General features: G+C 40.2%; 17 protein-coding genes, 18 tRNA genes and 2 pseudogenes. 23 read left to right on the top strand and 14 right to left on the bottom strand.

All coding sequences use genetic code 11. The annotated features are described in order from the left end of the window. Nucleotides 1-2 precede the first annotated feature (2 nt). Complete coding sequence (locus OM33_RS12130) at nt 3-1385, bottom strand: MATE family efflux transporter (protein WP_038642065.1); 1383 nt, start codon at nt 1383-1385, stop codon at nt 3-5. 977 nt (nt 1386-2362) lie between these two features. Here OM33_RS12130 and OM33_RS12135 point away from each other — a divergent pair. The 12 genes from OM33_RS12135 (at nt 2363) to nth (ending at nt 11713) form a co-directional block, all read left to right on the top strand. Beyond that, nucleotides 2363-2439, top strand: a tRNA-Asn gene (locus OM33_RS12135). A gap of 20 nt (nt 2440-2459) precedes the next feature. Further along, a tRNA-Asn gene (locus OM33_RS12140) sits at nt 2460-2536 on the top strand. A 29-nt stretch (nt 2537-2565) separates the two neighbouring features. Further along, a tRNA-Asn gene (locus OM33_RS12145) sits at nt 2566-2642 on the top strand. A 21-nt stretch (nt 2643-2663) separates the two neighbouring features. Then, nucleotides 2664-2740: transfer RNA gene (locus tag OM33_RS12150), tRNA-Asn, on the top strand. Between the two features lie 191 nt (nt 2741-2931). Then, entirely contained in the window at nt 2932-4863 is a 1932-nt protein-coding gene (locus tag OM33_RS12155; protein ID WP_038642067.1) for an EAL domain-containing protein, read from the top strand. A 158-nt stretch (nt 4864-5021) separates the two neighbouring features. Then, complete coding sequence (gene rsxA, locus OM33_RS12160) at nt 5022-5603, top strand: electron transport complex subunit RsxA (RefSeq protein ID WP_038642068.1); 582 nt, start codon at nt 5022-5024, stop codon at nt 5601-5603. Continuing rightward, nucleotides 5604-6158, top strand: a complete 555-nt coding sequence (gene rsxB / locus OM33_RS12165; protein ID WP_038642070.1) for an electron transport complex subunit RsxB — start codon at nt 5604-5606, stop codon at nt 6156-6158. A 9-nt stretch (nt 6159-6167) separates the two neighbouring features. Next, nucleotides 6168-8690, top strand: coding sequence for an electron transport complex subunit RsxC (gene rsxC / locus OM33_RS12170; RefSeq protein WP_038642072.1), 2523 nt, complete (start codon nt 6168-6170; stop codon nt 8688-8690). Between the two features lies 1 nt (nt 8691). Next, entirely contained in the window at nt 8692-9747 is a 1056-nt protein-coding gene (gene rsxD / locus OM33_RS12175) for an electron transport complex subunit RsxD (RefSeq protein ID WP_038642074.1), read from the top strand. After that, a complete protein-coding gene (rsxG, locus tag OM33_RS12180) occupies nt 9747-10385 on the top strand; it encodes an electron transport complex subunit RsxG (protein ID WP_038642076.1) in 639 nt (212 codons plus the stop codon). Before rsxD ends, rsxG begins: the two co-directional genes overlap by 1 nt. Continuing rightward, nucleotides 10378-11076 (top strand): electron transport complex subunit E, encoded by a 699-nt coding sequence (locus OM33_RS12185; protein WP_038642078.1) that lies wholly within the window; start codon nt 10378-10380, stop codon nt 11074-11076. The genes rsxG and OM33_RS12185 overlap by 8 nt, the downstream gene beginning before the upstream one ends. Before the next feature lie 4 nt (nt 11077-11080). After that, nucleotides 11081-11713 (top strand): endonuclease III, encoded by a 633-nt coding sequence (nth, locus tag OM33_RS12190; protein ID WP_038642080.1) that lies wholly within the window; start codon nt 11081-11083, stop codon nt 11711-11713. 60 nt (nt 11714-11773) lie between these two features. On the opposite strand, the gene OM33_RS12195 is transcribed toward nth, so the two are convergent. Together OM33_RS12195 and OM33_RS12200 are read right to left on the bottom strand one after the other, a co-directional pair. Further along, entirely contained in the window at nt 11774-13204 is a 1431-nt protein-coding gene (locus OM33_RS12195; protein WP_199922450.1) for an alpha/beta fold hydrolase, read from the bottom strand. A 105-nt stretch (nt 13205-13309) separates the two neighbouring features. Then, a complete protein-coding gene (locus OM33_RS12200) occupies nt 13310-14212 on the bottom strand; it encodes a helix-turn-helix domain-containing protein (protein WP_038642082.1) in 903 nt (300 codons plus the stop codon). Nucleotides 14213-14393: 181 nt separating this feature from the next. On the opposite strand from OM33_RS12200, the pseudogene OM33_RS12205 reads away from it, so the two are divergent. From OM33_RS12205 to OM33_RS22740, 3 genes and pseudogenes are all read left to right on the top strand, one after another. Further along, nucleotides 14394-14654 (top strand): annotated as a pseudogene (locus tag OM33_RS12205) (hypothetical protein); the annotation flags it as partial. A gap of 109 nt (nt 14655-14763) precedes the next feature. Continuing rightward, complete coding sequence (locus tag OM33_RS12210) at nt 14764-15849, top strand: alpha/beta hydrolase (protein ID WP_199922451.1); 1086 nt, start codon at nt 14764-14766, stop codon at nt 15847-15849. Between the two features lie 103 nt (nt 15850-15952). Then, nucleotides 15953-16132, top strand: a pseudogene (locus tag OM33_RS22740) (endonuclease III); the annotation flags it as partial. Nucleotides 16133-16271: 139 nt separating this feature from the next. Here the strand turns inward: OM33_RS22740 and OM33_RS12220 are convergent. The 3 genes from OM33_RS12220 to OM33_RS12230 form a co-directional block, all read right to left on the bottom strand. Beyond that, nucleotides 16272-17165 (bottom strand): DUF2306 domain-containing protein, encoded by an 894-nt coding sequence (locus OM33_RS12220; RefSeq protein ID WP_038642084.1) that lies wholly within the window; start codon nt 17163-17165, stop codon nt 16272-16274. Nucleotides 17166-17267: 102 nt separating this feature from the next. Then, on the bottom strand, nt 17268-18407 hold the full coding sequence (locus OM33_RS12225; RefSeq protein WP_038642086.1) for a helix-turn-helix domain-containing protein: 1140 nt from the start codon (nt 18405-18407) through the stop codon (nt 17268-17270). A 165-nt stretch (nt 18408-18572) separates the two neighbouring features. Next, a complete protein-coding gene (locus OM33_RS12230; RefSeq protein WP_199922452.1) occupies nt 18573-19781 on the bottom strand; it encodes a type III PLP-dependent enzyme in 1209 nt (402 codons plus the stop codon). Nucleotides 19782-20170: 389 nt separating this feature from the next. On the opposite strand from OM33_RS12230, the gene gloA reads away from it, so the two are divergent. Next, nucleotides 20171-20560 (top strand): lactoylglutathione lyase, encoded by a 390-nt coding sequence (gene gloA / locus OM33_RS12235; protein WP_038642088.1) that lies wholly within the window; start codon nt 20171-20173, stop codon nt 20558-20560. Nucleotides 20561-20881: 321 nt separating this feature from the next. Here the strand turns inward: gloA and OM33_RS12240 are convergent. From OM33_RS12240 to OM33_RS12275, 8 genes are all read right to left on the bottom strand, one after another. Continuing rightward, nucleotides 20882-20957: transfer RNA gene (locus tag OM33_RS12240), tRNA-Glu, on the bottom strand. A gap of 83 nt (nt 20958-21040) precedes the next feature. After that, nucleotides 21041-21116, bottom strand: a tRNA-Glu gene (locus OM33_RS12245). A gap of 83 nt (nt 21117-21199) precedes the next feature. Continuing rightward, a tRNA-Glu gene (locus OM33_RS12250) sits at nt 21200-21275 on the bottom strand. A gap of 81 nt (nt 21276-21356) precedes the next feature. Then, nucleotides 21357-21432, bottom strand: a tRNA-Glu gene (locus tag OM33_RS12255). An 82-nt stretch (nt 21433-21514) separates the two neighbouring features. Further along, nucleotides 21515-21590, bottom strand: a tRNA-Glu gene (locus OM33_RS12260). Nucleotides 21591-21673: 83 nt separating this feature from the next. Then, nucleotides 21674-21749 (bottom strand) — tRNA-Glu (locus OM33_RS12265). An 83-nt stretch (nt 21750-21832) separates the two neighbouring features. Next, nucleotides 21833-21908 (bottom strand) — tRNA-Glu (locus tag OM33_RS12270). 53 nt (nt 21909-21961) lie between these two features. Then, a tRNA-Ala gene (locus OM33_RS12275) sits at nt 21962-22037 on the bottom strand. 1228 nt (nt 22038-23265) lie between these two features. Between OM33_RS12275 and OM33_RS12280 the strand changes: the two genes are divergently transcribed. From OM33_RS12280 to OM33_RS12310, 7 genes are all read left to right on the top strand, one after another. Further along, a tRNA-Val gene (locus tag OM33_RS12280) sits at nt 23266-23341 on the top strand. 19 nt (nt 23342-23360) lie between these two features. Then, nucleotides 23361-23436: transfer RNA gene (locus OM33_RS12285), tRNA-Val, on the top strand. 19 nt (nt 23437-23455) lie between these two features. Further along, nucleotides 23456-23531 (top strand) — tRNA-Val (locus OM33_RS12290). A 22-nt stretch (nt 23532-23553) separates the two neighbouring features. After that, nucleotides 23554-23629 (top strand) — tRNA-Val (locus OM33_RS12295). A 19-nt stretch (nt 23630-23648) separates the two neighbouring features. Continuing rightward, nucleotides 23649-23724, top strand: a tRNA-Val gene (locus tag OM33_RS12300). Nucleotides 23725-23741: 17 nt separating this feature from the next. Further along, nucleotides 23742-23817: transfer RNA gene (locus OM33_RS12305), tRNA-Val, on the top strand. 122 nt (nt 23818-23939) lie between these two features. Then, nucleotides 23940-25559 (top strand): response regulator, encoded by a 1620-nt coding sequence (locus tag OM33_RS12310; protein WP_038642090.1) that lies wholly within the window; start codon nt 23940-23942, stop codon nt 25557-25559. The last annotated feature ends 1 nt before the right edge of the window (nt 25560 follow it).

Genomic DNA, 25560 nt, shown 5'->3' on the forward strand with positions numbered 1-25560 from the left:
TCCTAAGCCGTTTGTGATGAAATATTACTTTGGCACTGTGTAATTTGTTTTTTAAACCAGTTATAGGACACCAGAGCCGTGCATAAATTACCAATCAGTGCACCGATAAAGAGCCCTTTTAAATCACCGATTAAACTGCCTACATAAGCAAAGGGTAAATAAAATACAAATAAGCGAACAATACTTAATACCAGTGCATGCATTGGCTTATGCAATGCATTTAAAGAAGAATTAGTTAGGATAATGATACCTTGTAAGCCATAACCCAGCGGTAAAATATAAATAAACAGCTTTATCACATCGATAACATTTTGCTCTTTAGCAAAAATATGGCCGATTACACCACTGAGTGCGATAAGCACTAAATAAATGATAAATTGCCATACGAGAACAAACTTCAGGCTGATCAAATACGCCTGTTCTACACGATCATAGCGGTTGGCACCAAAGTTCTGACTAATAAAAGGCGGTAAGGTCATTGAGAGTGCTAGTACAACAATACTAGCAATTGATTCTATACGACTGCCAACCCCAAACGCTGCGACAGCATGTGCTCCATATGTTGCAACTATCGCGGTCATAATTGCCATCGCAATGGGCGTGAGCATATTTGCACTTGCTGCAGGAACACCAATTTTAAGCATTTTCATGGTGGCAGACATAAAGCTTTGTTGGCACTTTTCCCAAGCCACCAATTTGCGTTTAATAATAAGTAAATAAAGTATAAATGCCACACCAAATGACCAAGCAATTACACTTGCAATTGCGGCCCCCTGAATACCAAGCGCAGGTATGGGACCAAAACCAAAAATTAAGATAGGGTCAAGAATAGCATTGATGACCCCTGCTCCCCCCATAATAATACTGGGTGTTTTTGTGTCACCACTGGCACGTAAAACAGCATTGCCGATCATGGGGGTAATTAATAATGCACTACCGATAAACCACACAGCCATATAGTCTCGAATGTAGACAAGCAGGTCTGGTGTTGCTCCTAATAAGCTAAATATAGGATCAATTAATAGATAACCAATAAATGACGTAAAAATCACAAGTAATGCAGACACTATTAATGCAACTGCGCCATCGAACCGTGCTTCCGCTTTGTTATTTGCACCCAAAGCCTTCGCTATAATTGCTGAGGTGGCAATACTTAAACCAATCGCCAAACTAATAACGGTAAATGTTACAGGAAAAGTAAAACTAATCGCCGCTAATTGGTCCGTACCGAGCATACTGACAAAAAACGTATCGACAATATTGAATAACATTAAGGTGATCATGCCGAAGATCATTGGCACGGTCATTTTCACAAGTGTTTTATCAATTGGCGCTTCAAGAAGTGATGCGGCACCATTTTCTGATTGCGATTTAGATTGTTGCATGAGGACCCTTATATAAGCACTGCAACATTCTAATGAAATGAACGCGTTGATACCATCTCAATTTATACTTTTGAAAGTCTTAGACACCCATGTAAAAAAAAGGTGAACAAAATAAACATTAAATTCACACCTTTTACATCAAAACACCTCGAATTTGCTATTGATATTAAGTTAGTAACAGCTAACACGGCTGTTAAAGGCCACTTTTTACACAACAGATAGAACAATAATTATACTAAGGTTTAGTTTCGAACATTTCTTAACCAAAAAGAACTAAGTTACCTAAGTTACTGATTAAAATATATAAAATATTTTTTCGATAAACTATTGCATTTCTCTTACAACCGATAAATAAAGGGCTCTAATATGTTCTCAAAGTTTCATAAACAGAGTTATCCACAGATTTAGTGGATAACTAAACACAGCCCTTTATTAATAAGCTGTTGTGATAATAAATAAGTAATAGTCACAGAGAGTTTTAACTTTAAACCATAATGAATATTTAATTCTGGTACTTTTTCACTACCAAAGAAATGATGTATTAAATTAAGCTGTTCTATTAGTTCTTATTCAAATACAAAAGCAGTAATTTAGAAAGGTACTCTGTAAACTAAAACAATGAATGCTTATAAGGTTTTATCATTACAAACAGCCTTTGATAATCAACATGACTTATTTAACAGCAACATATTGCTTCAGCTCTCCAAAATAAAGAAACGGTTTTCACTATAATATCAGTCAATAACAAGCCCAAAACGCTACCTATATAGAACGTTTTAGCATGCTTTTCATTATTAGCACTCTAAAAATTGGAAAGTAAAAAAGTACAATTGGTTAAATAAGCCGCACAAAAAGTTAAAAAACTAGCAAGTTGAACAACAAATACGCATTCAAACCACTTTTTTAACTTTCTTAAATAATAGTTGTTGACACTTCCCCATGCTGTCATTAATATTTCGCCCCGTTGAGAAGGCCATTCCCCCTTAGCTCAGTTGGTTAGAGCGACGGACTGTTAATCCGCAGGTCCCCCGTTCGAGTCGGGGAGGGGGAGCCAAATTCTTAACATGTAACGATTCCCCCTTAGCTCAGTTGGTTAGAGCGACGGACTGTTAATCCGCAGGTCCCCCGTTCGAGTCGGGGAGGGGGAGCCAATCGTTAATCTACTTTTAAGTATGCTTGTTCCCCCTTAGCTCAGTTGGTTAGAGCGACGGACTGTTAATCCGCAGGTCCCCCGTTCGAGTCGGGGAGGGGGAGCCAAAAGCACTACTCTATTGTTGTTCCCCCTTAGCTCAGTTGGTTAGAGCGACGGACTGTTAATCCGCAGGTCCCCCGTTCGAGTCGGGGAGGGGGAGCCAACTTCTACCTATTACAACTTATCACCAATATTAGACTTTTTTCATAATATAACTTACCATTTCATAAGCGATTTTTTGTATTAATGACAGTAAACTGGTTAGCCATAACTGTAACAATATGGTTATACCAAGCAGTCCCCTACTTCATTTAATACGATCTAACTTTTTTACATCGTGAGATAAGAAAAACCATGGCAGGATTAACTCGCTTTATTACGATTCAAGTATTTTTTTGTGTACTAGCAACAGCACTAACAGGCTATATGCTTAATTCTGCGTTGCACCAGTACGCTAATTCACAGCAATTAAAAGTACAACGTGCGATTGACTTAGAACTCACTCAATTGACGCCCGACCAAGATATCGAAGCGTTTGCTAAAAATATTAAATTGCAATACAGCCTTGATAAACTCATTATCAAAGACAAAGAAAATCAATCCATTTTTAGCCATCAGGGTAACCAAGATTACCTCCCTATTCTCGCCAAAAAGCTGCAAGAGTTTCAGCCTTTTATTCGCTCACAGCATGGCGCTGGAAGTGATCTAGGGTTAAAAATTGAATTTACTTTGCGTTTAGAGCAAGCTGCTGAAATCATGCAAAACGCATTTCTCATTTTATTTTTGGTAATTTTAGTAATGGCGCTAGTTCCATTCATTACCTTAAAACTCACCCTACTCCAAGCATCAAATAAGGTAGGTGATGCTATTTCCAATATGGTAGACAAATACATTGAGGCCGATAACAAAGACGGAAAACTAGATTCATCACTAGCAGATGGTACCGTCAGTAATATCTTTCCCAGCATTGTACGATTAAACACTTTTTTAAAACGTAAGCAAAAAGATATCGAAGCATCGGCACTTGATATTAAACGCGAAGCCTATAAAGATACTGTCACAGGCCTTGGTAACCGCAACCTATTTATTGAACACTACGAACATCAAGTGGAAAATGCCGAAAAGCCATGTTTTGGCACGCTCGCAGTTGTGCGTTGCACAGAGCTAAGCCTGATTAACCAAACTAGAGGCTATCAGCAAGGTGACGAGTACATTATTGATGTATCTGAGCTCATTGCTCAAGCGATTGGTACTTATTCTGGCAGTGCATGTTATCGTTTAAACAGTTCTGATTTCGCTATCTTATTGATGAATGTGCCATTAAAAGAAGCTGAAAAGCTCGGTGAAGTGTTACAAAGTAAATTTACTGAATTTCAACAACATGTGGAACTTACCAGTGTCGCAAACACAGGTATTGTGTCATTTGAAACAGGTAAACCGCTGAGCCCATTACTGGCACAAGTAGACACAGCCCTTAGTATGGCGCAAAGCAAAACAACGAATGGTTATCATATTCAAAAAGAAAGCGACCTTCTTGACAACGTGTCTGCTAGTTTCGGTAATCAAAACTGGCGTCAAGTAATTGATGATGTGCTAAACAACAGCCGTATTCAGCTAATGATACAAACGATTATGCCAACCAGCAGAAGTGCTAAGGCCTATTCTGAAATTTTTGCGCGCTTTAAAACATCTGAAGATCACATTCTACCGACGGCTTCGTTTCTTGCAATGAGTGAAAAGCTTAACCAGCATACTCATGTTGATAGATTGGTTATTGAAGAAGCAATTAATGCGATAAAAACACGTAACTTGAACGATCAGTTTTTTGGCTTAAACGTGTCTGCAAAAAGCGCCCATGACGAACAGTTTTCAATTTGGTTAGAGCGTCGTTTACTGAAAGACAATGCCATTGCTGCAAAATTAATCTTTGAAGTCAGTGAGTTTGGTCTTCAACAAAACGTCAAAGCGTCAAAACGCTTTATCGATATGGTACACCGTGTTGGAGCGCGTATTACCGTTGAACGCTTTGGTGTGGGCTTAACATCGTTTAAGTTCTTCCGTGATCTGAAACCTGACTTTATCAAAATGGACGCTACTTATACCCGCGGTTTAGAAGAAGATAAGAACAACCAATACTTTATGCGATTAATGGTTGATTTGGCACACCGTATCGGCGTTACTGTGCTTGCTGAAGGTATTGAAAGCCAAGAAGAAAAACACATCATAGAACAATTATGCTTGGATGGTGCACAAGGTTATTACATTGAAAAACCGAAAGAGATTTAAATTTGAGCAAAATTTAGTTAAATAAGGGGCCAAATGCCCCTTATTTTTTTGCGTAAATTTAACTTTCTACTTTGAATGCGCTTTGTTTAACGGAATAAGTTGAGCTTTAATCCGAAAATTCGGATAATAACGCCAAATCTAGCGCGTATAAAATATCAATGACCGAATATCTACTATTACTTGTTGCAACTGTATTAGTTAACAACTTTGTACTTGTACAATTTTTAGGCTTATGCCCTTTTATGGGTGTGTCAGGCAAACTTGATACTGCCATTGGTATGTCCCTTGCCACAACATTTGTACTAACATTAGCCTCGGTCACCAGTTACCTAGTTAATCAATACATATTAGTACCACTCGAATTAACCTTTTTACGCACGATGAGCTTTATTCTAGTAATTGCTGTTGTTGTGCAATTCACCGAAATGGTGGTGAGGAAAACCAGCCCTACACTGTATCGCCTACTCGGTATCTTCTTACCATTAATCACAACTAACTGTGCTGTGTTAGGTGTTGCATTGCTTAATACGCGTGAACAACACTCATTTTTACAATCTGCTATTTACGGTTTTGGCGCTGCTGTTGGCTTTTCACTAGTATTAATTTTATTTGCTGCAATGCGTGAGCGGTTGGCTGCAGCAGATGTCCCCACCCCCTTTAAAGGTGCATCCATTGCAATGATCACTGCGGGCTTAATGTCGCTTGCATTTCTTGGCTTCACCGGATTGGTTAAACTGTAAATGACTTTATTCTACGCCCTAATTGCTCTTGGCAGCCTTGCTCTGTTCTTTGGTGCAGTGCTTGGTTTTGCTGCCATTCGTTATAAAATTGAAGGTAACCCAATCGTTGATCAAATTGACGAGATTCTGCCTCAAACACAATGTGGTCAATGTGGTTACCCTGGTTGTCGTCCCTATGCAGAAGCCATTGCTAATGGCGATGAAGTGAATAAATGCCCGCCAGGTGGTGAGGCGACTGTACAAAAACTTGCTGATTTAATGGGTGTTGAAGCAAAACCACTTGCCGGTGGTGAAGAAAAAGAACCAATTAAAACAGTTGCCTACATACGTGAAGATGAATGTATTGGTTGTACTAAGTGTATTCAAGCGTGTCCTGTTGACGCCATTGTCGGTGCAACGCGCCAAATGCACACAGTATTAATTGATGAATGTACGGGTTGTGACTTGTGTGTTGAACCTTGCCCTGTTGATTGCATCGACATGGTCCCCCTTAAAACAACAAGTAAAAACTGGAAATGGGACTTGCAAGCCATTCCTGTTACAAATATCGATTAGAGGTTGTTTGTGGAATCTATTTTAGAACAAATTGAACGTGGTAAGCTTTGGTCTATTCCTGGTGGGGTTCACCCAACACCAAATAAAGCGAGTTCAACACAACAACCAATTAAACGTTTACCGCTGCCTGAGAGCTTAACAATACCAATCAAACAGCACATTGGTGATAATGGAAAGTTACTTGTTAAGGTTGGTGACTTTGTGCTTAAAGGACAAGCATTAACTGAAGCTGCAGGTCACTGGAGCGTGCCGGTACATGCTCCAACTTCGGGTACCATTGCAGAAATAGCAATGAAACCGTCCACCCATCCAAGCGCACTTCCTGAGCCAAGTATCGTTTTAACGCCAGATGGCGAAGACACATGGTGTGAGCTTGCCCCATGGCCTGATTTCTACGCCAAATCAGATCAAGAAATTATCGACCGTATTCAAAATGCGGGGATCAGTGGTATGGGTGGAGCTGGCTTTCCAGCTTACATAAAGGCGCAACCAAAAAACGAAATTGAGTTTTTAATTATCAATGGCGTTGAATGTGAACCTTACATCAGTGCAGATGACATGCTGATGCGTGAACATGCCAATGAGTTGATTAAAGGCATCGAGGTACTTCGTAAGCTTTACCAGCCAACAAAAATCTTAATTGGCATTGAAGACGATAAACCTGAAGCGATTGAGGCACTTACTAAAGCATGTGAAAACGATCACTACACGCAAGTGTGCGCAGTACCAACTAAGTACCCATCTGGTGGCGAAAAGCAGCTTATCCAAATATTAACGTCAAAACATGTTCCTCAAGGCGGTATTCCTGCTGATATCGGTATGGTTGTGCATAATGTAGGCACCATCTTCGCCATTTATCAGGCTATTTTCCATGGTAAACCACTCATTGAACGTGTTGTTACAGTAACCGGTGATACCATTACAACCCCATGTAATGTTTGGGGTTTACTTGGTACGCCAATTAAATTTCTACTTGAGCAAAACGGTTTTCAGCCCCAGCAATGGCAGCGTGTCATTATGGGTGGCCCAATGATGGGCTTTACCTTACCGAGTGTACGTTTACCAATAATTAAAACCAGTAACTGCGTACTCGCGCCAAGTGCTAAAGAAATGCCAATGCCAGGAGAAGAAAAAGCCTGTATTCGCTGTAGTGCCTGTGCCGACGCGTGCCCTGCAAGTTTATTACCGCAGCAATTGCAATGGTTTGCAAAAAGTAAAGAACACGACAAACTCGAAGAACATAACCTTTTTGATTGCATAGAATGTGGTGCTTGCGCGTATGTCTGCCCGAGCGAAATTCCGCTAGTGCAATATTATCGAGTTGCCAAAGCTGAAATCCGCCAAGAGCGCGAAGACAAAGTTAAAGCCGAACGCGCAAAAGAGCGCTTTGAAGCCCGTAATGAACGCTTAAAACGGGAACAAGAAGAGCGCCAAAATCGACATAAGCGTGCCGCGAAACGCACAACCGACGAAGCAAAATCAAAAGTTGAAGAGGCAACTAAACGCGTTGCATCTAATGATAAAAGTGCAGCAGTTGCCGCAGCCCTCGCCCGTGCTAAAGCTAAACGTAATGAAAGTGGTGAACCTGATAATTCCGAAATGGCGAAATTGCGCGCAGAACGCAAAGCTCAGGCCCGCGCTTACAAAGAAGAAAAGCCAATAGCCTCTAGTCGCGGAGATAAAAAGGATGCTGTAGCAGCTGCGATAGCTCGTGCTAAAGCGAAAAAAGCAGAACAAGCTGAAACGGCAAATGATGTAACAACTGATCCGCGTAAAGCGGCTGTTGCTGCTGCCATTGCCCGCGCTAAAGCAAAGAAAACCGGTAACGATGCTGAATCGCAAAATGCGGACACGCAAGCAGTCGACCCAGCAGCACCAAGCAAAGACGACCCGCGTAAAGCCGCTGTTGCCGCAGCCATTGCCCGTGCTAAAGCGAAAAAGGCAGCCAAAGAAGCTGAACCGCAAAACGACGATACACAAGCAATCGACCCAGCAGCGCCAAGCGAAGACGATCCGCGTAAAGCCGCTGTTGCCGCAGCCATTGCCCGTGCTAAAGCGAAAAAAGTAGCCAAAGAAGCTGAATCGCAAAGCGACGATACACAAGCCGTCGAACCGGCAGCGCCAAGCGAAGACGACCCGCGTAAAGCCGCTGTTGCCGCAGCCATTGCGCGTGCTAAAGCGAAAAAGGCTGCCAAAGAAGCCGAATCGCAAAACGACGATACACAAGCCGTCGAACCGGCAGCGCCAAGCGAAGATGACCCGCGTAAAGCCGCTGTTGCCGCAGCCATTGCGCGTGCTAAAGCGAAAAAGGCAGCCAAAGAAGCCGAATCGCAAACTCTTAATACTCAGGAAGACGAGTCATCAGTTCATAAGATCAATGGGGACATTGAAGGCCAAACAGAGCCTAAAGATGCGATTAACAACGATTCCCCTGCACCGCTTGAAGCAGAAGCGCGAAAAAAAGCCGCAATTGCAGCTGCGATAGCCAAGGCTAAAGCGAAGAAAGCAAAACAAGATAAAGGATCAGAATAACGTGCAATTATCCTTAACCAGTTCACCACATCACCATAGTCATAAATCACTCAGTGCGATTATGCTCAAGGTGTGTCTTGCTGCAAGTCTTGGCATTGTATGCCAAGTTTATTTTTTTGGTTTTGGTGTACTTATTCAGTTGCTGCTTGCTATTGCATCAGCAGTCGCGGCTGAAGCATTCGTACTCAAGCTGAGAAAACGCAATATAAAATCAGCACTTTCTGATTACAGCGCGGTGTTAACCGCCCTTTTACTCGCAATTAGTATTCCACCGCTAGCACCTTGGTGGGTGATTGTTATTGGTACCGCATTTGCCATTATTTTCGTAAAGCAACTCTACGGTGGCTTGGGTTTTAATTTATTTAATCCGGCAATGGCTGGTTATGTGCTGTTGCTTATTTCTTTTCCAGTACAAATGACAACCTGGTCACCTCCCTTGGAGCTTGCTCTTAATCAGCATTCATTATTGGATGAGATTAGCGTTATTTTTACAGGTATTACGCAAAGTGGTTTCACTACGGAACAACTAAGACTTGGCGTAGACGGTGTATCAATGGCAACACCTCTCGACAGCCTTAAAACGGGTTTAAGTAAGGGTTTGACCACATCTGAAAGCTTACAGAACCCTATATTTGGTGAGTTTGCAGGTATTGGCTGGCAATGGGTGAATGTTGCTTACTTACTAGGTGGGATTTACTTACTCCAATCACGCGTTATTAACTGGCATATACCCGTTGCCTTTTTAGCGAGCTTGGCCATTTGTGCAAGTATTGGCGTCGTTTTTCACCCAGGTGTCAGCACTGGTCCTATTTTGCATTTATTTAGTGGCGCGACCATGCTAGCAGCATTTTTTATTGCGACTGATCCCGTTTCGGCATCCACTACCAACAAGGGACGTTTAATTTATGGCGCGGCTATTGGTCTACTAGTTTACATTATCCGTACCTATGGTGGTTACCCTGATGCAGTGGCTTTTTCAGTACTCTTACTTAACATGGCAGTGCCTTTAATTGATTACTATACACAGCCTACAGTGTACGGATCGAGGGAGCAGTAATGTTAACGAAATCAATTTCAAAGAACTCCCTTATTTTAGGGGCTTTTGCCTTAGCTAGTACGGCACTAGTAACGCTTACTTATATTGCGACAAAGCCGGCTATTGAACAAAACAAACAACAAAAATTAATGACCACACTAAGTCAGGTTATTGATAGTAAAGAATACAATAACACCCTGTATCTAGACTGCGTTGAGATTAATGAGGATTACTTAAATCACTCTGCAGCAACTAAAGTTTATCGTGCTAAGCAAGACGGTAAACCCATTGCCGTCGTATTACAATCAACAGCGCCTGATGGCTATAGTGGTAACATCGATATCTTATCTGCAATCTATATTGACGGTACTATTGCTGGGGTTCGCGTTATTGAACATAAAGAAACACCAGGGCTTGGTGATAAAGTAGAGATCCGCCGTTCGGATTGGATCACCAGCTTTAATGGTAAGCGCCCTACCTCTCTAAAAGATACGTCATGGGCAGTAAAAAAAGACGGCGGTGAATTTGATGCTTTTACTGGCGCCACAATTACCCCAAGAGCTGTAATTAGTGCTGTTAAACGTGCAAGCCTTTACACTCAAAATCAACATCAAGATTTATTTAATAGTACTAATGTGTGCGGAGTAAATGATGACTGAACAACTGCGCGATATTATCAACCAAGGCCTTTGGAAAAATAACCCAGCACTGGTTCAATTACTTGGCTTATGTCCGTTACTTGCTGTCTCTGCGACCGTTACGAATGCCCTTGGCCTTGGACTAGCCACTCTTTTTGTTTTGCTAGGTTCCAATGTCACAGTTGCAATTGTTCGTGAGTGGGTACCAAAAGAAATTCGTATTCCTGTGTTTGTAATGATCATTGCCGCATTTGTGACCATGATTGAATTACTAATGAATGCATTTAGTCACGAACTGTATTTATCACTGGGCATTTTTATCCCGCTTATCGTTACTAACTGCGCTATTATTGGCCGCGCTGAAGCATTCGCTTCTAAAAATTCAGTACCGCTTGCCGCTTTTGATGGCTTAATGATGGGATTGGGCTTTTTAATTGTACTTGTGCTGTTAGGGGCAATGCGAGAGCTACTGGGCCAAGGCACTTTATTTGATGGTGCACATCTATTATTAGGTGAATGGGCAAAAGTATTGCGTATTGAAGTAATGAATACAGATACCCAATTTTTACTTGCCATTTTGTCGCCAGGCGCTTTCTTAGGTATGGGATTATTAATCGCGCTTAAAAATATTATCGATGCCAGACAACAAGCAAAACAAAAACAGCCTATTGTTGAAAAAGCACCGCGCGCGCGCGTAACGAGTTTGGATTGATTAAATGAACAAAACAAAACGCCTTGAAATCCTAGAGCGTTTACGCGCCGATAACCCTGAGCCCAAATCAGAGCTAGAGTATTCAAACCCGTTTGAATTGTTGGTTGCGGTTACCTTATCGGCACAAGCAACCGATGTTGGCGTAAACAAAGCTACACGTAAACTATTTCCAGTCGCAAACACACCAGAAGCCATAGTGGAATTGGGTGTTGAGGGTTTAAAGGAATACATAAAGACCATAGGCCTTTATAACTCAAAAGCTAACAATGTTTATAAGTTAAGCCAAATATTAATTGAAAAACATAACAGCCAGGTACCTGAAAGCTTAGAAGCCCTCGTTTCCCTGCCCGGTGTTGGTCGTAAAACGGCGAATGTTGTTTTAAATTGCGCTTTTGGCTGGCCAACAATCGCAGTCGACACCCATATATTCCGTGTATCAAATCGCACTAAATTCGCCATGGGCAAAGACGTCGATAAAGTCGAAGCGAAACTTGAAAAAGTAGTGCCAAAAGAATTCAAAGTTGACGTGCATCACTGGCTGATTTTACATGGCCGTTATGTCTGTGTTGCCCGCAAACCTAAGTGTGGCAGCTGTATTATTGAAGATTTATGTGAGTTTAAAGAGAAGACAGAATAGATAAAAACTTTAGTACACACTGCTGTCTATTTGCAGTGTGCACAATATCAGTAAGGTAACTTACATCTTGTTAAACCATTTTGTCGCTTTCTCAATGGATTCGTTTACTTCATCAGGCTGGTCGTAAAAGTTAAATTGGTGGAAAGGTGATTGCAAATCCGTTTCCATCCAATGTAACTCTTTTTCATCACTAGCGATGTTAGCGAAATACTTTTTAGTATATTCAGGCAGCACAGCTCCATCCGAATGAATCATCAAAGTTGGCGTATTAAGTGACTTTGCAGAAGGCATAGGGTCGAGGGTTAACCAATCCTCCCAAGACATAACCGCAAATTTGTCATTACTCCATTGAGAAACAGCACCTCGTTCAGGGTTTAAATAGTAATCATACGGCCCAAACATAGCAGCGCTTTCATCCGTAGTTGAAATGCTTGGTATATAGTCAATTTCGCCCGTTTTTTGAAACTTTTGCTTAGCTTTTTGAGCTTGTCTTATTTTAGCTGACACACCTTGTTCCCCAGCGTAGAACATTTTCACTGCTTCAGCATCATGAAGCCACGATGCTGCCGTGACTACAGATTTGATTCTGTTATCTTCTGATGCCGCAATAAGTGTATACATAGAGCCTGCACATATTCCTAATGCGCCGATTTTTTCATTGTTTACATTGGCATGCGCTTGTAAGAAGCTAACAGCACTTTTTATGTCGGCAACTTTTTGCTGAGGGTTTTCATAGAAAGGAATTTTCCCCTCACTTTCACCAAAATTTCTAAAATCAAAAGCTAAAGCTATAAATCCCTGCTCAGACAATTTTTTAGCATAGAGACCTGCCATTTGTTCCTTAACAGTTGTCCAACTGCCGGAAACTATCACTGCTGGATATTGCTTGCTGCTGTCATAATTTTCAGGTAAATACAAATTACCTACAATCTTCTCGCCTTCACTTAAAAAATCAATTTTTTCTACTTTTGATTCTTGATTCATTGCCGTTACCTCAGTTAAAAAATTGCGATTACCTTTTTGTCCATGCATTAGAAGCGTCATGCTTGAAATGGTCCATTTATCATCTTGTTTAATTAGTTTGTGGTTATAACGTCCATACGCATCCCAATTTTCAATATTGGTAGCATTATGGCTGGCATAAACGTGTGACATAACCTCGGCCTTGTTTCCGTCAACTTTGATATTAAAGTTAGTTAACATATGATGCGTTTCTACGTTTTGTAAAAGGGACTGCCAACCATTTACTAAATCAGATGCTTTAACTTCACTTCCTGCTTGACCTGAAAGGCTGGAATAGTCGACAAATACTTGCTGAGCAAATTGTGACTCGGCTTTATGCCACTCTTTACTATCGATAGCGTTCACCATAGTAATTATTGACTGCTTAATTTGTGCTTCTTGTTCTGAAGTTGCCATTGATGTACAACCTGACAGAATGGCCATAGCGCTAATGAATATTGGAAGAGTTTTCTTGGTAAAAGTTTTCATGAGTATCCCCTATTTGCTAACTGTGGTTCAGTTTAGAAGGTACCCTAGCGAAACTATTGTAGATTAGTGCTTGAGGTTTTGTACTTTATTGCTTGATTGAAGTAATTAGTTTTGATCTTTTAAAAATTGCCCCGGCGTCAGACCAAATTGAGATTTAAACGTTTTAGTAAAATGGGCTTGATCGTTGAACCCTAGCTCAAAAGCAATTGTCGCAATAGTAACGCCTTCTTTGATTAGCATATGTTTGGATTGTTCTAATCGTTTTTTCATCAAGTACTGATATGGCGTGATACCTACGAATTTTTTAAACTCTCTTAAAAAATGGAATTTACTGCAATGTAAAAGCTCAGCAAGATCTTCAACTAAAATCGCTGTGCCGATGTTCTCACTGATATAAAGATCTAGTTTTTCCATTTGCTGTTGGTCAAACTTAGAAGATGAGATTTGTTTTTTCTGAAGATCAAAATAGTTTGAATAATTTTGAATATAATACGTGCTCAATAGCGACAAAAGGTTTTGTGTATAAGCTTTACCATTTTGGCCGCCAGATTTTATTTCCACCAAAAACAGTTCAATAATCCCTTTAATGGTTTCATCAACTACATTGTAATTATTCAAAAACTGTAGTGATTTTCCATCAATGTTCAACGGACAAGAATCAAGAAAGTTTCGCTCTTCAATCGCCAAAATCACAAAGTGACATTCTTCATTAATCTCATGAGTAAAAGGCGTTTTCGGCGGGTTAATCCAAATGTTTCCTGGGCTTGATCTTAGTGGTGTCAGACCTTGTTCAGTCTCTATTTTCCAATTTAGATCCTGTTCAAGCGCTAAAGCAAAGTAAAAATAAGGGGTATATACATTGCTAGGATAAAAATACGGCGAGTATCCCTTCTCTAATATAATACCTGACCATCCTAGATGACGATTTGATAGTTTTATCTGCAGAACTTGTCCGCAATCAGATACTTCGTTGGTGTCAAAGTTGTAAAATTTAAGGTCAGAGTTCAATGTACTAATACTGTGTTGTTTTTTAAAAATAGTATATGGCTTGAGGCTTGGTTTCGTCTATCAAATTGGTTTAGAATTTTTGTCTGCATCAGCTTGGTTTAGAAACAATAACTATAAAATGAATGCTTTATGAGGCTAAAGCCAAATGTCATATCTAACGTAATTATCTTTAACCTTGTCAACAATCGCTGCAGACACGCATATACTCCGCACTAATTTCGCGATGGGCAAAGACGTCGATAAAGTCGAAGCGAAACTAGAAAAAGTGGTACCAAAAGAATTTAAGGTCGATGTACATCACTGGCTTATTTTACACGGCCGTTATGTGTGTGTTGCCCGCAAACCTAAATGCGGCAGCTGTTTAATTGAAGATTTATGTGAGTTTAAAGATAAAACTGAATATTCCCTAAATGATAACGACTATATTAAAACCTTGCTCTAGCAGCATAAAAGCATAACGTAAATTTTTGTAAATACTTTGTAAACCCCATAATGCACTCAGGAATCTGAACTAGAATTGATTCAATGTGTAGTTTAACTGGGTAGTTTTTATGTTAAATAGTCGTTTACTATTAGTTTTTGGTTTTTTATTTTTCGCCGTATTAACAGGCTGTGGTGGTGGCAGCGACGATTCAGTAAATTCCCTGCCAGTTTCTTCAGACCCTGCGCAAGATAATGGCACCCCAATGGTGAAAGCTGAATCAACCTATTTAACCTTAGTAGATGAAGATATCACATACGCAGAAGGGCTGAGTCACACAAATACAAGCACGTCACCAGTTGCTACTCCAATAAAACTCGATGTCTACTACCCGAGTAACGATACTACTAAAAGACCTGTTTTTATGTTTATTCATGGTGGGGGGTTTACTGGTGGCACAAAAACCAAGCCCGAGATTATTGATATGGCGGGTTATTTCGCTTCCAGAGGATGGGTCTTTGTGTCCATTGATTACCGAACAGCCGAAGAGTTAATTACGATATCAGGCACATCTCAAGAAGAATTATTATCGTTTTATAAAGGTATCGCACCGCAAGAGTGGATCGAGCATGCCCTACAAGGTGTTGAAACTGTAAAACAGTTCGAACAAGCTATCGCTATGTATATGGCTCAAAGAGATGCAAAAGCAGCACTTCGTTGGATAGTCGCAAATGCCAGCATCTATAACATAGACAGCGATTACATCACTGTTGGCGGAGCCTCAGCTGGTGCAATTACAACTATTGCTTTAGGCATATCAAACCTAGAAGATTTTAGAGACGAAATTTCAATTACTGACGATCCAACACTTTCAACGACGAATTTAGATGAGAGCTATGAAGTAAAAAGTATGGTTTACTTTTGGGGTTCAAATGTAAAAGTAGAGCTTTTCGAAGCTGTATATGGAACGTATTTATATGATGACAACGACCCAGAGTTATTCTTGGCTCATGGAACTAATGATGTGAATCCATCAACACCATATTCCGAAGCAACTGAATTAAAAGATATCTATGACTCTTTAGGACTTCACAACGAACTTGTTACTTTAGAGGGAGCAGGACATGGCGCTTGGGATGCAACCGTTGATGGAAAAAGCTTATCGGATATGACTTTTGATTTCATCTTAGAAAGGCAAAAACTTTCTGTTGAATAATCACATCAATCAACTTGGGATCTCTTTAGCTTTTTGTTCGGGCTAATTTAATAAATAAAAAAGAGTCAAATTAGCATCATCATACTATCTACTTTAGTCATATTTTTGCTGGCCAACAACCGCTGCAGACTAGCATATATTCCGTGTGTCTAACCGTACTAAATTCGCCATGAGCAAAGACGTCGATAAAGTTGAAGCGAAACTAGAAAAAGTAGTAACAAAAGAATTTAAAGCCGATTTACACCACTGGCTGATTTCACACGACTGTTATGTATGCGTTGCCTGAAAACCAAAATGCGGCAGCTGTATTATTGAAGACTTATGCGAGTTAAAAGATAAAATTAACTATGCCAATTTAACTACATACAAATTGTTAATATCAAAAAGCCATGAAGATAGCTTCATAGCTTTTTTATTAGTAATCAGAGTGAAATCGGGCCACCACTTAACACTTGTAACAAAAACGGGGTTAACCCTACTACACCGACTAACATCAAGACTGTAAGCAAGACCAACAGAGCAGTTGCCAAAAGTTTTAATTTAAGCCCCTTCTTTTTATCTGCAATAAAATAAAGTTCAGCCATGCCTAATGGCAGTAAAAAGCATGCAAATGTCCAAATAGTGAAAAAGATATCACCAAAGGCGGGCTTACCACCCAGCATGGTACCCGTAATCAAGTAACTAAATACGCCAACACGCAAAAACCACTGTGCATTTGATACTAAGAATAGTCTTACTGCCCATTTTCGATGATTATTAAACTGCTTAGCTCGCGCAGTTTTTACCGTCAGGTAAGCAAAGCCCAAAATGAGAAACCCATTCACGGATGTTCCTATTGCTGCCAGTAAATCAGGGCTCGCACCACGTACCCAAGTTAAATAAAAACCCGATAATGCAAGGCCAAAAACTGTGACTAAATAGATATAACCATTTATTTTATGAAACTTGGGTGCCACAGCTCTTAATTTTGGCACAAGCTGTAATGCACCACCAAAGGCGACAATACCCGCACCAATCGCATGCACAGCAAACACCGTATTCCCCATGGTATCACCCACTTTGAAAGGTGCGCTTCCCATAGCTTCCCATCGGTTCCAAATTTCAATATTGTCGTTTATGACAGAAAACCCATAAAACGCCATAATGTAATAAAAGAAAAACCACTGCCCCAACAAGATCGCAATAAACCAAAATATCGCTGAATATTTAAATAGCAAATTAATCATCTTGCGCTGTGTTGTTTGCACAGTGTTAGATTTCTGCTGTGTAGTTACCTCGTTTTTAAGTGCCGATAAATTATCTGTTGACGAAGTCATACCTTATCCCTCTATTCGAAATTATTTGAATAAGATTGTGCTAAGACAGGGATTATTTGTCGTCCGAATGGGCATATTCGGACGAATTCGTCATTAATTTGTTTAGTTTTTAGTCATTAATGCTTTTTTAAAAGCTGTCGGTGTGGTCCCCGTCATTGTTTTAAATGCCGAGTTAAATGTCGATTTCGATTTAAATCCAACATCATAGGCTATGGTTGAAACTAACTTGTCACTATTGGTTAACAATTTCTTGGCTTCTTCGACACGGTAATGATTAACAAACTTGAAAAAATTAGTTTTCAAATATTGCGAGAGGGTTTCTGATATATAGTTTTCGCTTACTGAGATTGATTTCGACAAGCGATTTAACGATAAGTCTTCATCTTTGTAGAGCGTTTTTTCGGTCATTGCCAAAATGAGTTTTTCTGATATTTCTTCCATTTTATCATGTGAAATGACCGTCTCTCGCGGTTTATCTTCGGGCTCTGAGTCCTCTTCATTTTCAAAAAACTCTATCTGCTTAAGGGCAAAATGCGTAAATGTTATCAGAACAACTAGTTCAATAAAGGGAAATATAGAGCCCAGTATGTGCCACTTAAACCCAAGTAATCCAGCAACATAATTGATGGCGTAGACAAGCCAAATAAAGCCCCACAATACCAGCAATACTTTTAACCAATCCATAGCCCGCTGTTCAATAGTAGAATACTTTTCCATTAATTTAGCGGTATGTTTTGCATGTAAGCGAAAAGCGGCAAATAAATAAACAAAGGTAAATACAAGAAAGACGATCGCGGTAACAACACAGGTAGTGACTGCTAAACGCCATAAACTGGGATCTCGAGTTAAAGGATCAGCTAATGCTAACTTTTGTTCTGGGCTAATGAAAAATAAAAATGGCACCATCAGCACTAAAATAGCAATAGGCCCTGAAAGCGCAAAGACACGCTGCTTAGTTGTAACCTTAAACTTTGCAAACATTGCTGTTGCAGCATAAAAATAAAATGCAGGTCCCACTAACATACGAATTGGTAGCTGAAAGCCTGCTATTGCAGGGGCATATTGATACACACCTGTAAAAATATAAAGCTCACCTAGAATATGGATTAACAGTAATAACAGTAACGCAAAAAGATAAACACCTTGATTAGAGTTATATGACTTCGCACCACGAACAATCGAAGATACAACGACTCCCATCATACTCGAATAAACAACTGTTGGGATCAGATCTACTGCCATACACTTCACTAATAACTAAAAAGAATTAGAAAAATGATACACCAAGATCAATAACGTTAACATGCTCTATACGTTAGACTCTGTTTATAGGCAATATTTTAAACCCTGTGCTTTAAGGTGATTAAAAAGAAAGGCAGTATTCTGCCTTGCTTTATTATCTGAACTTTATGCACTTACAATCAGTTCGTTCACTGCGGTTTCATTGAGCACTACTGTTGTCGCACGTTTGAAAAAATTAAAATCTGTTGCCGTACATGATGTATATGCACCCATCATGGTTGAAATGATAAGGTCACCATTTTCCAATTTAGGTAACATAATTTCTTCGCGGATCACATCAATGCTGTCGCATGTTGGACCCGCAAGTACCGACATAAAACGCTCACCAGTTGTTAGCGCTGAATCAATTTGATACTTAGCTTCATCAAACATTAATCCGCTAAACGAACCGTATAAGCCGTCATCCAAGTAATACCACGTTTTACCGCCGCGCACCGCTTGCCCCATTACCGAAGCAATATTAGTTACCGCTGTTGCTACAATAAAACGCCCAGGCTCAGCAATTACGCGCACTGTTTCTGGTAATTTTGCTAATGCATCACGAATAGGCGCACAAAAATCAGCAATGTTTGGCACTTCTGGTGTGTACTTCACAGGGAAACCACCACCGATATCAAGTGTGCTAAGTGCTGGTAAGCCTGCATTAATTACCGCCATCATAATGTGATGGCATTTGCTAATCGCATCGGCATATTTCACACCGCTCTTGGTTTGTGAACCAACATGGAACGATAAACCTTTTATGCGAATACCTAACTCAAAAGCATGTTGAATGAGTGTTACAGCATCTTCAGGTAAGCAACCGAATTTTTTCGACAAATCAGCTAATACTTCAGGATTTGGAAAGCTTACACGTACCAATAGCTCAACCTGATCTTTATATTTTTCAAACTTCTCAACTTCGTTTAAGTTATCTACCACAAACACATTGCAGCCATAGGCAAGTGCGTGCGAAATATCAATATCACGCTTAATTGGGTGCGTTTGAATTGTGCGCTCGCTCGGTACACCTACTGATTGAACGAGGTCGACTTCACCGTTTGTTGCTAAATCAAAATACGCGCCTTCAGCAAGTAATGTCGTTACTACCGCAGGGTGTGGTAATGGCTTGAGTGCATAGTGTAAATCAACATTGGGTAATGCAGACTGTAACGCGCGATATTGTGTTCTGATCAGATCACAATCAAGCACCATAAGTGGGGAACCAAATTGAGCAACTAATTGTTCAGCTTGTGGTTTTTCAATTACTAAACCGTTGCAAACATCAAAATGGGTAATCGGCGCAAGAGCAGCCATTACAGGTGTTAAAGACATAGCGATTCTCCGAGCAGTGTCAATAAAACTAAACTAATCAAATAAACTCGTTATGAGTTCGAGCGAGTTAAACATACTTAAACATTCAAGTTCACTCTTGGATAGTTGCTCTATCGCCTTGCTGCAATAAATTGCAATGTACTCGGATTGGCTATCAACAAGAAGCGTGCGAATAATAAATTACTTTTTATCAGATGCAATCTTTTTTTAAATAATTTTCCACCTTAAATTTAATTTTATTTAAAGGCACAACCCGATCCAAACCTTTAAAAACCGCAATTCAAGCCCAATAGTTTATTAATATTAAATATCGCATCAGTAGCTAATCACACTAGTTTCAAAATGCGTATTTATCTGATTAAGTGAGAGAATTCTTTATAGGGGCAATTATGCGTTTACTACATACCATGATCCGTGTTGCGGATTTAGAAAAATCAGTTGCGTTTTATACCAAAGTGCTTGGTATGAAAGAGCTAAGACGTTCAGAAAATACCGAATACCGTTATACGTTAGCCTTTGTCGGCTATGGTGATGAAAAAGAAAACGCAGTGATCGAGCTCACCTATAACTGGGATACTGACAGTTACGATCATGGCAATGCTTTTGGTCATTTAGCCATTGAATATGATGATATTTACGCAGCTTGTGAAAATATTAAAGCATTAGGCGGTGTCGTATCACGTGAACCAGGACCGGTAAAAGGTGGTACAACAGAAATCGCTTTTGTTAAAGATCCTGATGGCTATGCCATAGAGCTTATTCAAAAGAAAGATCAATAGTTATACCAAACCGCATAGATAATTGGTCATTCAGCGAGAATTAGAAGTATTTCAGGCAAGGCATTGACTGCAAAAAATGGTGGCTCCCTTGTTAAAGTCAATAACGCAGTATGAAGTGCTTTTAAACTCGCCTCTTAAGAGCTAATTATTTATGAGGATTGGTATTATTATTGATTTGGGTTTTGTCTTGCGCCCTTTTAAGCATGTGAATACCGAGAATCAGACACTTAAAACAATAGGAGATTTTGGATTTGATGTTTTAATCTAAATAATACGAAGGAATTCTGAAAAGGAAGTTTTACATTTTCACCATGACACAAGTGGCGTCCCCTAGGGGATTCGAACCCCTGTTACCGCCGTGAAAGGGCGGTGTCCTAGGCCTCTAGACGAAGGGGACAACATGGTGTTGTCACTAGGACTGGTTATTTTTACTCTTACCATACGAGCTTTTAATGACTCACCCCACTCTACAAAAGTAAGTGGCGTCCCCTAGGGGATTCGAACCCCTGTTACCGCCGTGAAAGGGCGGTGTCCTAGGCCTCTAGACGAAGGGGACAACATGGTGTTGTCACTAGGACTGGTTATTTTTACTCTTACCATACGAGCTTTTAATGACTCACTCCACTCTACAAAAGTAAGTGGCGTCCCCTAGGGGATTCGAACCCCTGTTACCGCCGTGAAAGGGCGGTGTCCTAGGCCTCTAGACGAAGGGGACAACATGTGTTGTCACTAGGACTGGTTATTTTTACTCTTACCATACGAGTTTTAATGACTCACCCCACTCTACAAAAGTAAGTGGCGTCCCCTAGGGGATTCGAACCCCTGTTACCGCCGTGAAAGGGCGGTGTCCTAGGCCTCTAGACGAAGGGGACAACATGGTGTTGTCACTAGGACTGGTTATTTTTACTCTTACCATACGAGTTTTAATGACTCACCCCACGCTACAAAAGTAAGTGGCGTCCCCTAGGGGATTCGAACCCCTGTTACCGCCGTGAAAGGGCGGTGTCCTAGGCCTCTAGACGAAGGGGACAACATGGTGTTGTCACTAGGACTGGTTATTTTTACTCTTACCATACGAGCTTTTAATGACTCACCCCACTCTACAAAAGTAAGTGGCGTCCCCTAGGGGATTCGAACCCCTGTTACCGCCGTGAAAGGGCGGTGTCCTAGGCCTCTAGACGAAGGGGACAACATGGTGTTGTCACTAGGACTGGTTATTTTTACTCTTACCATACGAGCTTTTAATGACTCACCCCACTCTACAAAAGTAAGTGGCGTCCCCTAGGGGATTCGAACCCCTGTTACCGCCGTGAAAGGGCGGTGTCCTAGGCCTCTAGACGAAGGGGACAACATGGTGTTGTCACTAGGACTGGTTATTTAGACTCAAACCATAAGAGTTATTGGTGGAGCTATGCGGGATCGAACCGCAGACCTCCTCGCTGCCAGCGAGGCGCTCTCCCAGCTGAGCTATAGCCCCAAACTGCATCTTCAAGAGATAACTCGTGTATCGCTGAAGACGGGGCGCATTTTATGGAGCCAGCCAAATAAAGTCAACTTTTTTTTAAGCATAGTGCATTGTTCGCACCATTTTTAATCAAGATGCACATTTGTTCGTCAAAATAATGATTTTTCAACCTGTTTCAATGTGCTAGCAGTGAATATAAGCGTGATAAAATGATCATTGATTACTTTAATTCGCACTTTCCTAATCATAACAATTCACTTTTTACACCCTTATATAGGAAATCGAAACACTGTCTTTTATTAACGCTTATACCTTGTTGTGCTCAACTAAATAAAAAGTAAAGGCTCAGCTTACATATATAAATGGCAATCTATTAATGGAAGCACTTCACGCCAACATTATGCAATAGAAAAATACACCATTCTTTGCCCTGCCTAGCTTTACTTTTTATAGACTTCATTGTCATTACTGAACATGCCCTGTTACTTTTTAATTTATTTGAATGGTAATTAGGCATAATCCCTCAATGCAGTTTAAGTTGAAGACATACATAGAATTAAAACGATTACTTGGTTATTTATATGTAGCCAATTCAAATAAACCTAAAACTCCCTCGTTTAAACCTAGTGTCATACACACATCGATACAGTTTCGACAACTACCTACTATTAACTTAGATAAAGTTGGACTCAATAAAGTAACACCCTTACTCAACTAAGCCCCCTCTTTTTAAACTCTTTGGTTTACCTATTTAATCAACTTACACTAAACATAAATCAAATTACCTAATTACTTGCGTATATAAAAGTACCCCAATCTAAAATAGCCCTTTTATATAAAGTAACTAAATAATCACTTTGCTTATTAAAGTATGTGCAGTTACCTAGCTTTTTAAAACGACATCATTATTTTGTTTTCAAATTAAACATCGCAACTTTACCTAACAGGTGATCCCGTGGAAGCATTTTAATAATAAAAGGCACCTTCATGCTCTTTTTATAGTCGTTAATTTACTCATTACTAATGTGCCTAAAAAAACAAAGCGAATAAAAAACACTCTAAACGCCCTACTTTTACGAATAGACTTGCTCTAAAAGCGCTCAAGGCGTTTGACATTTGCCCAAGTTGTTCATTTTAAGGCCACTTAACACATTTTTGTGAAAACAAGTATTGACTATAGTTGAACTAAATCTATAATAGCGCCCCACAACAACGCAGCAATGTGTTGAGATTCTAAAGCGGGTCGTTAGCTCAGTTGGGAGAGCATCGCCCTTACAAGGCGAGGGTCACTGGTTCAAGTCCAGTACGACCCACCACTTTAGAAATGACTATTTGGGGTCGTTAGCTCAGTTGGGAGAGCATCGCCCTTACAAGGCGAGGGTCACTGGTTCAAGTCCAGTACGACCCACCATTTAGTTAAAGTTTTGCATGGGTCGTTAGCTCAGTTGGGAGAGCATCGCCCTTACAAGGCGAGGGTCACTGGTTCAAGTCCAGTACGACCCACCATTGCAAAACACATTAATTTAGCGGGTCGTTAGCTCAGTTGGGAGAGCATCGCCCTTACAAGGCGAGGGTCACTGGTTCAAGTCCAGTACGACCCACCACTAAATTAAAATCTATAATGGGTCGTTAGCTCAGTTGGGAGAGCATCGCCCTTACAAGGCGAGGGTCACTGGTTCAAGTCCAGTACGACCCACCATTATAGAAAATCAATATGGGTCGTTAGCTCAGTTGGGAGAGCATCGCCCTTACAAGGCGAGGGTCACTGGTTCAAGTCCAGTACGACCCACCATATTGAACTCCTTATCTAAATCACCTTTAAAATCAAACAATTCATATATTTATAAGCTATTTTATTGCGACAATTGCCGCTGTTTTATATAGTTTAACTATGACCGCGCAGCCAGAAATGCGATGAAAAATAAACGCTTATACGATTCAAGTATCTTACTGATAGATGACCAAACATTAGCTTTAAGCTATATGAAACAATCACTTGAAAGCCTTGGCTTTAGTGATATTTCAATTGCTGAGAATGCTAAAATGGCGCTTGGTCTTTGCCAAGATCACGCTTTTAATCTGGTATTATGTTCATTTAATCTCGGTAAACATAAAGACGGTTATCAACTTTACGAAGAATTAAAAACGAAACGTTTAATCAAAAATACCTGCGGCTTTATTTTTGTCAGTGCTGAAACAGACACCAGTTTAGTTCACAGTGTCATTGAACTGCAGCCCGACGATTTCCTTGCTAAACCCTTTTCGTTAAAAGTGTTTGGTGAACGCATCATAAAGCTGCTCAAACGTAAGCAAGCACTGGCTCAAATTTATGACTTTATTGATGTGGGTAATGATTCTAAAGCGCTTCGCTATGTCAATGAGATGCTTTCTGATAGCAGTAAAAATAACCTCTCCCCTATCTTACTCAAACTACGTGGAGAATTATTATTACGCTTAAAACGTACTGCAGAGGCCATCGAATTTTTTAAGTCTGTGCTTAACATTCAAAAGTTCACATGGGCACGTGTTGGTCTTGTCGAAGCTTATATCCAGAACAGTGAATTTACCCAAGCCAAAAACATCTTGGAGATTATGCTGTCAAAAGCAGAAACCCGTTTGGTTGCCTATAACTTACTGGGAAAACTTGAGCTTTATCTCGAAAACTATGCACAAGCACAACATTACTTAGCACTTGCATCAAAACTCGCCCCCCGCAATATTGACAGGCAAGAAGACCTCATTTTACTCACTAAATACAATCATGATCATGAAAAGCACTTTAAGGTGAATAAAGAGCTAGTAAAATACGCTAAACACTCAATGCACGATAAACCAGATATCTACCTTAATCTTGCACGTGCTGGCATTGATTATGCACTCACACTAGATCAAGCAGATTTAGTTAACCGATTAACGCGTCAAAGTAACGAGTGTCTATCAGAACTGCGAAAACAATTTCCAGATAGCAAAGCACAAGAACAAATCGATGTGATCAATGCACGTATTCATTATTTAAAAGATGAGCGTTCGAAAGCAATTGCTTTAGTAGAACAACTTGAAGATCAACCCATTATTCGATCAGTCGATGACACGCTTGATAAAGCCAAAGCATTTCATGAATTAGGTATGCATTACAAAGCCAATCAGCTATTTACTCAATTAGCCGAGCACTGTGAAAAATACCAAAGTGATAATTCTGCGCTTAATGCTTATTTGCAACAAGAACGCCAAGAGCGCGATGAAATCCGTTTTTCACCGAAAGAGCTTAATAATAATGCGGTGCACAGCTATGAAAAAGGGAAATACGAAGAAGCTCTCAGCTTTTTTACACAAGCATTTCGCGTAATGCCAAAAAATGCCAATATTGCCCTAAATCTACTGCAAGTGATGCTTGATAATCGACACCCTACCAGCCAAAGTATGAATAAAGACCTTATTTCACACTGTTATGAAACGGTTCAAAGCGCTAAATTAGATAACGAGCAGCAAGCACGTCTAGAAAAATTAAAACCTATGATTCAATCGGTTTTATAAT

Origin of the sequence: Pseudoalteromonas piratica (genome assembly GCF_000788395.1) — a bacterium.
Taxonomy (GTDB): Bacteria; Pseudomonadota; Gammaproteobacteria; order Enterobacterales; family Alteromonadaceae; genus Pseudoalteromonas; species Pseudoalteromonas piratica.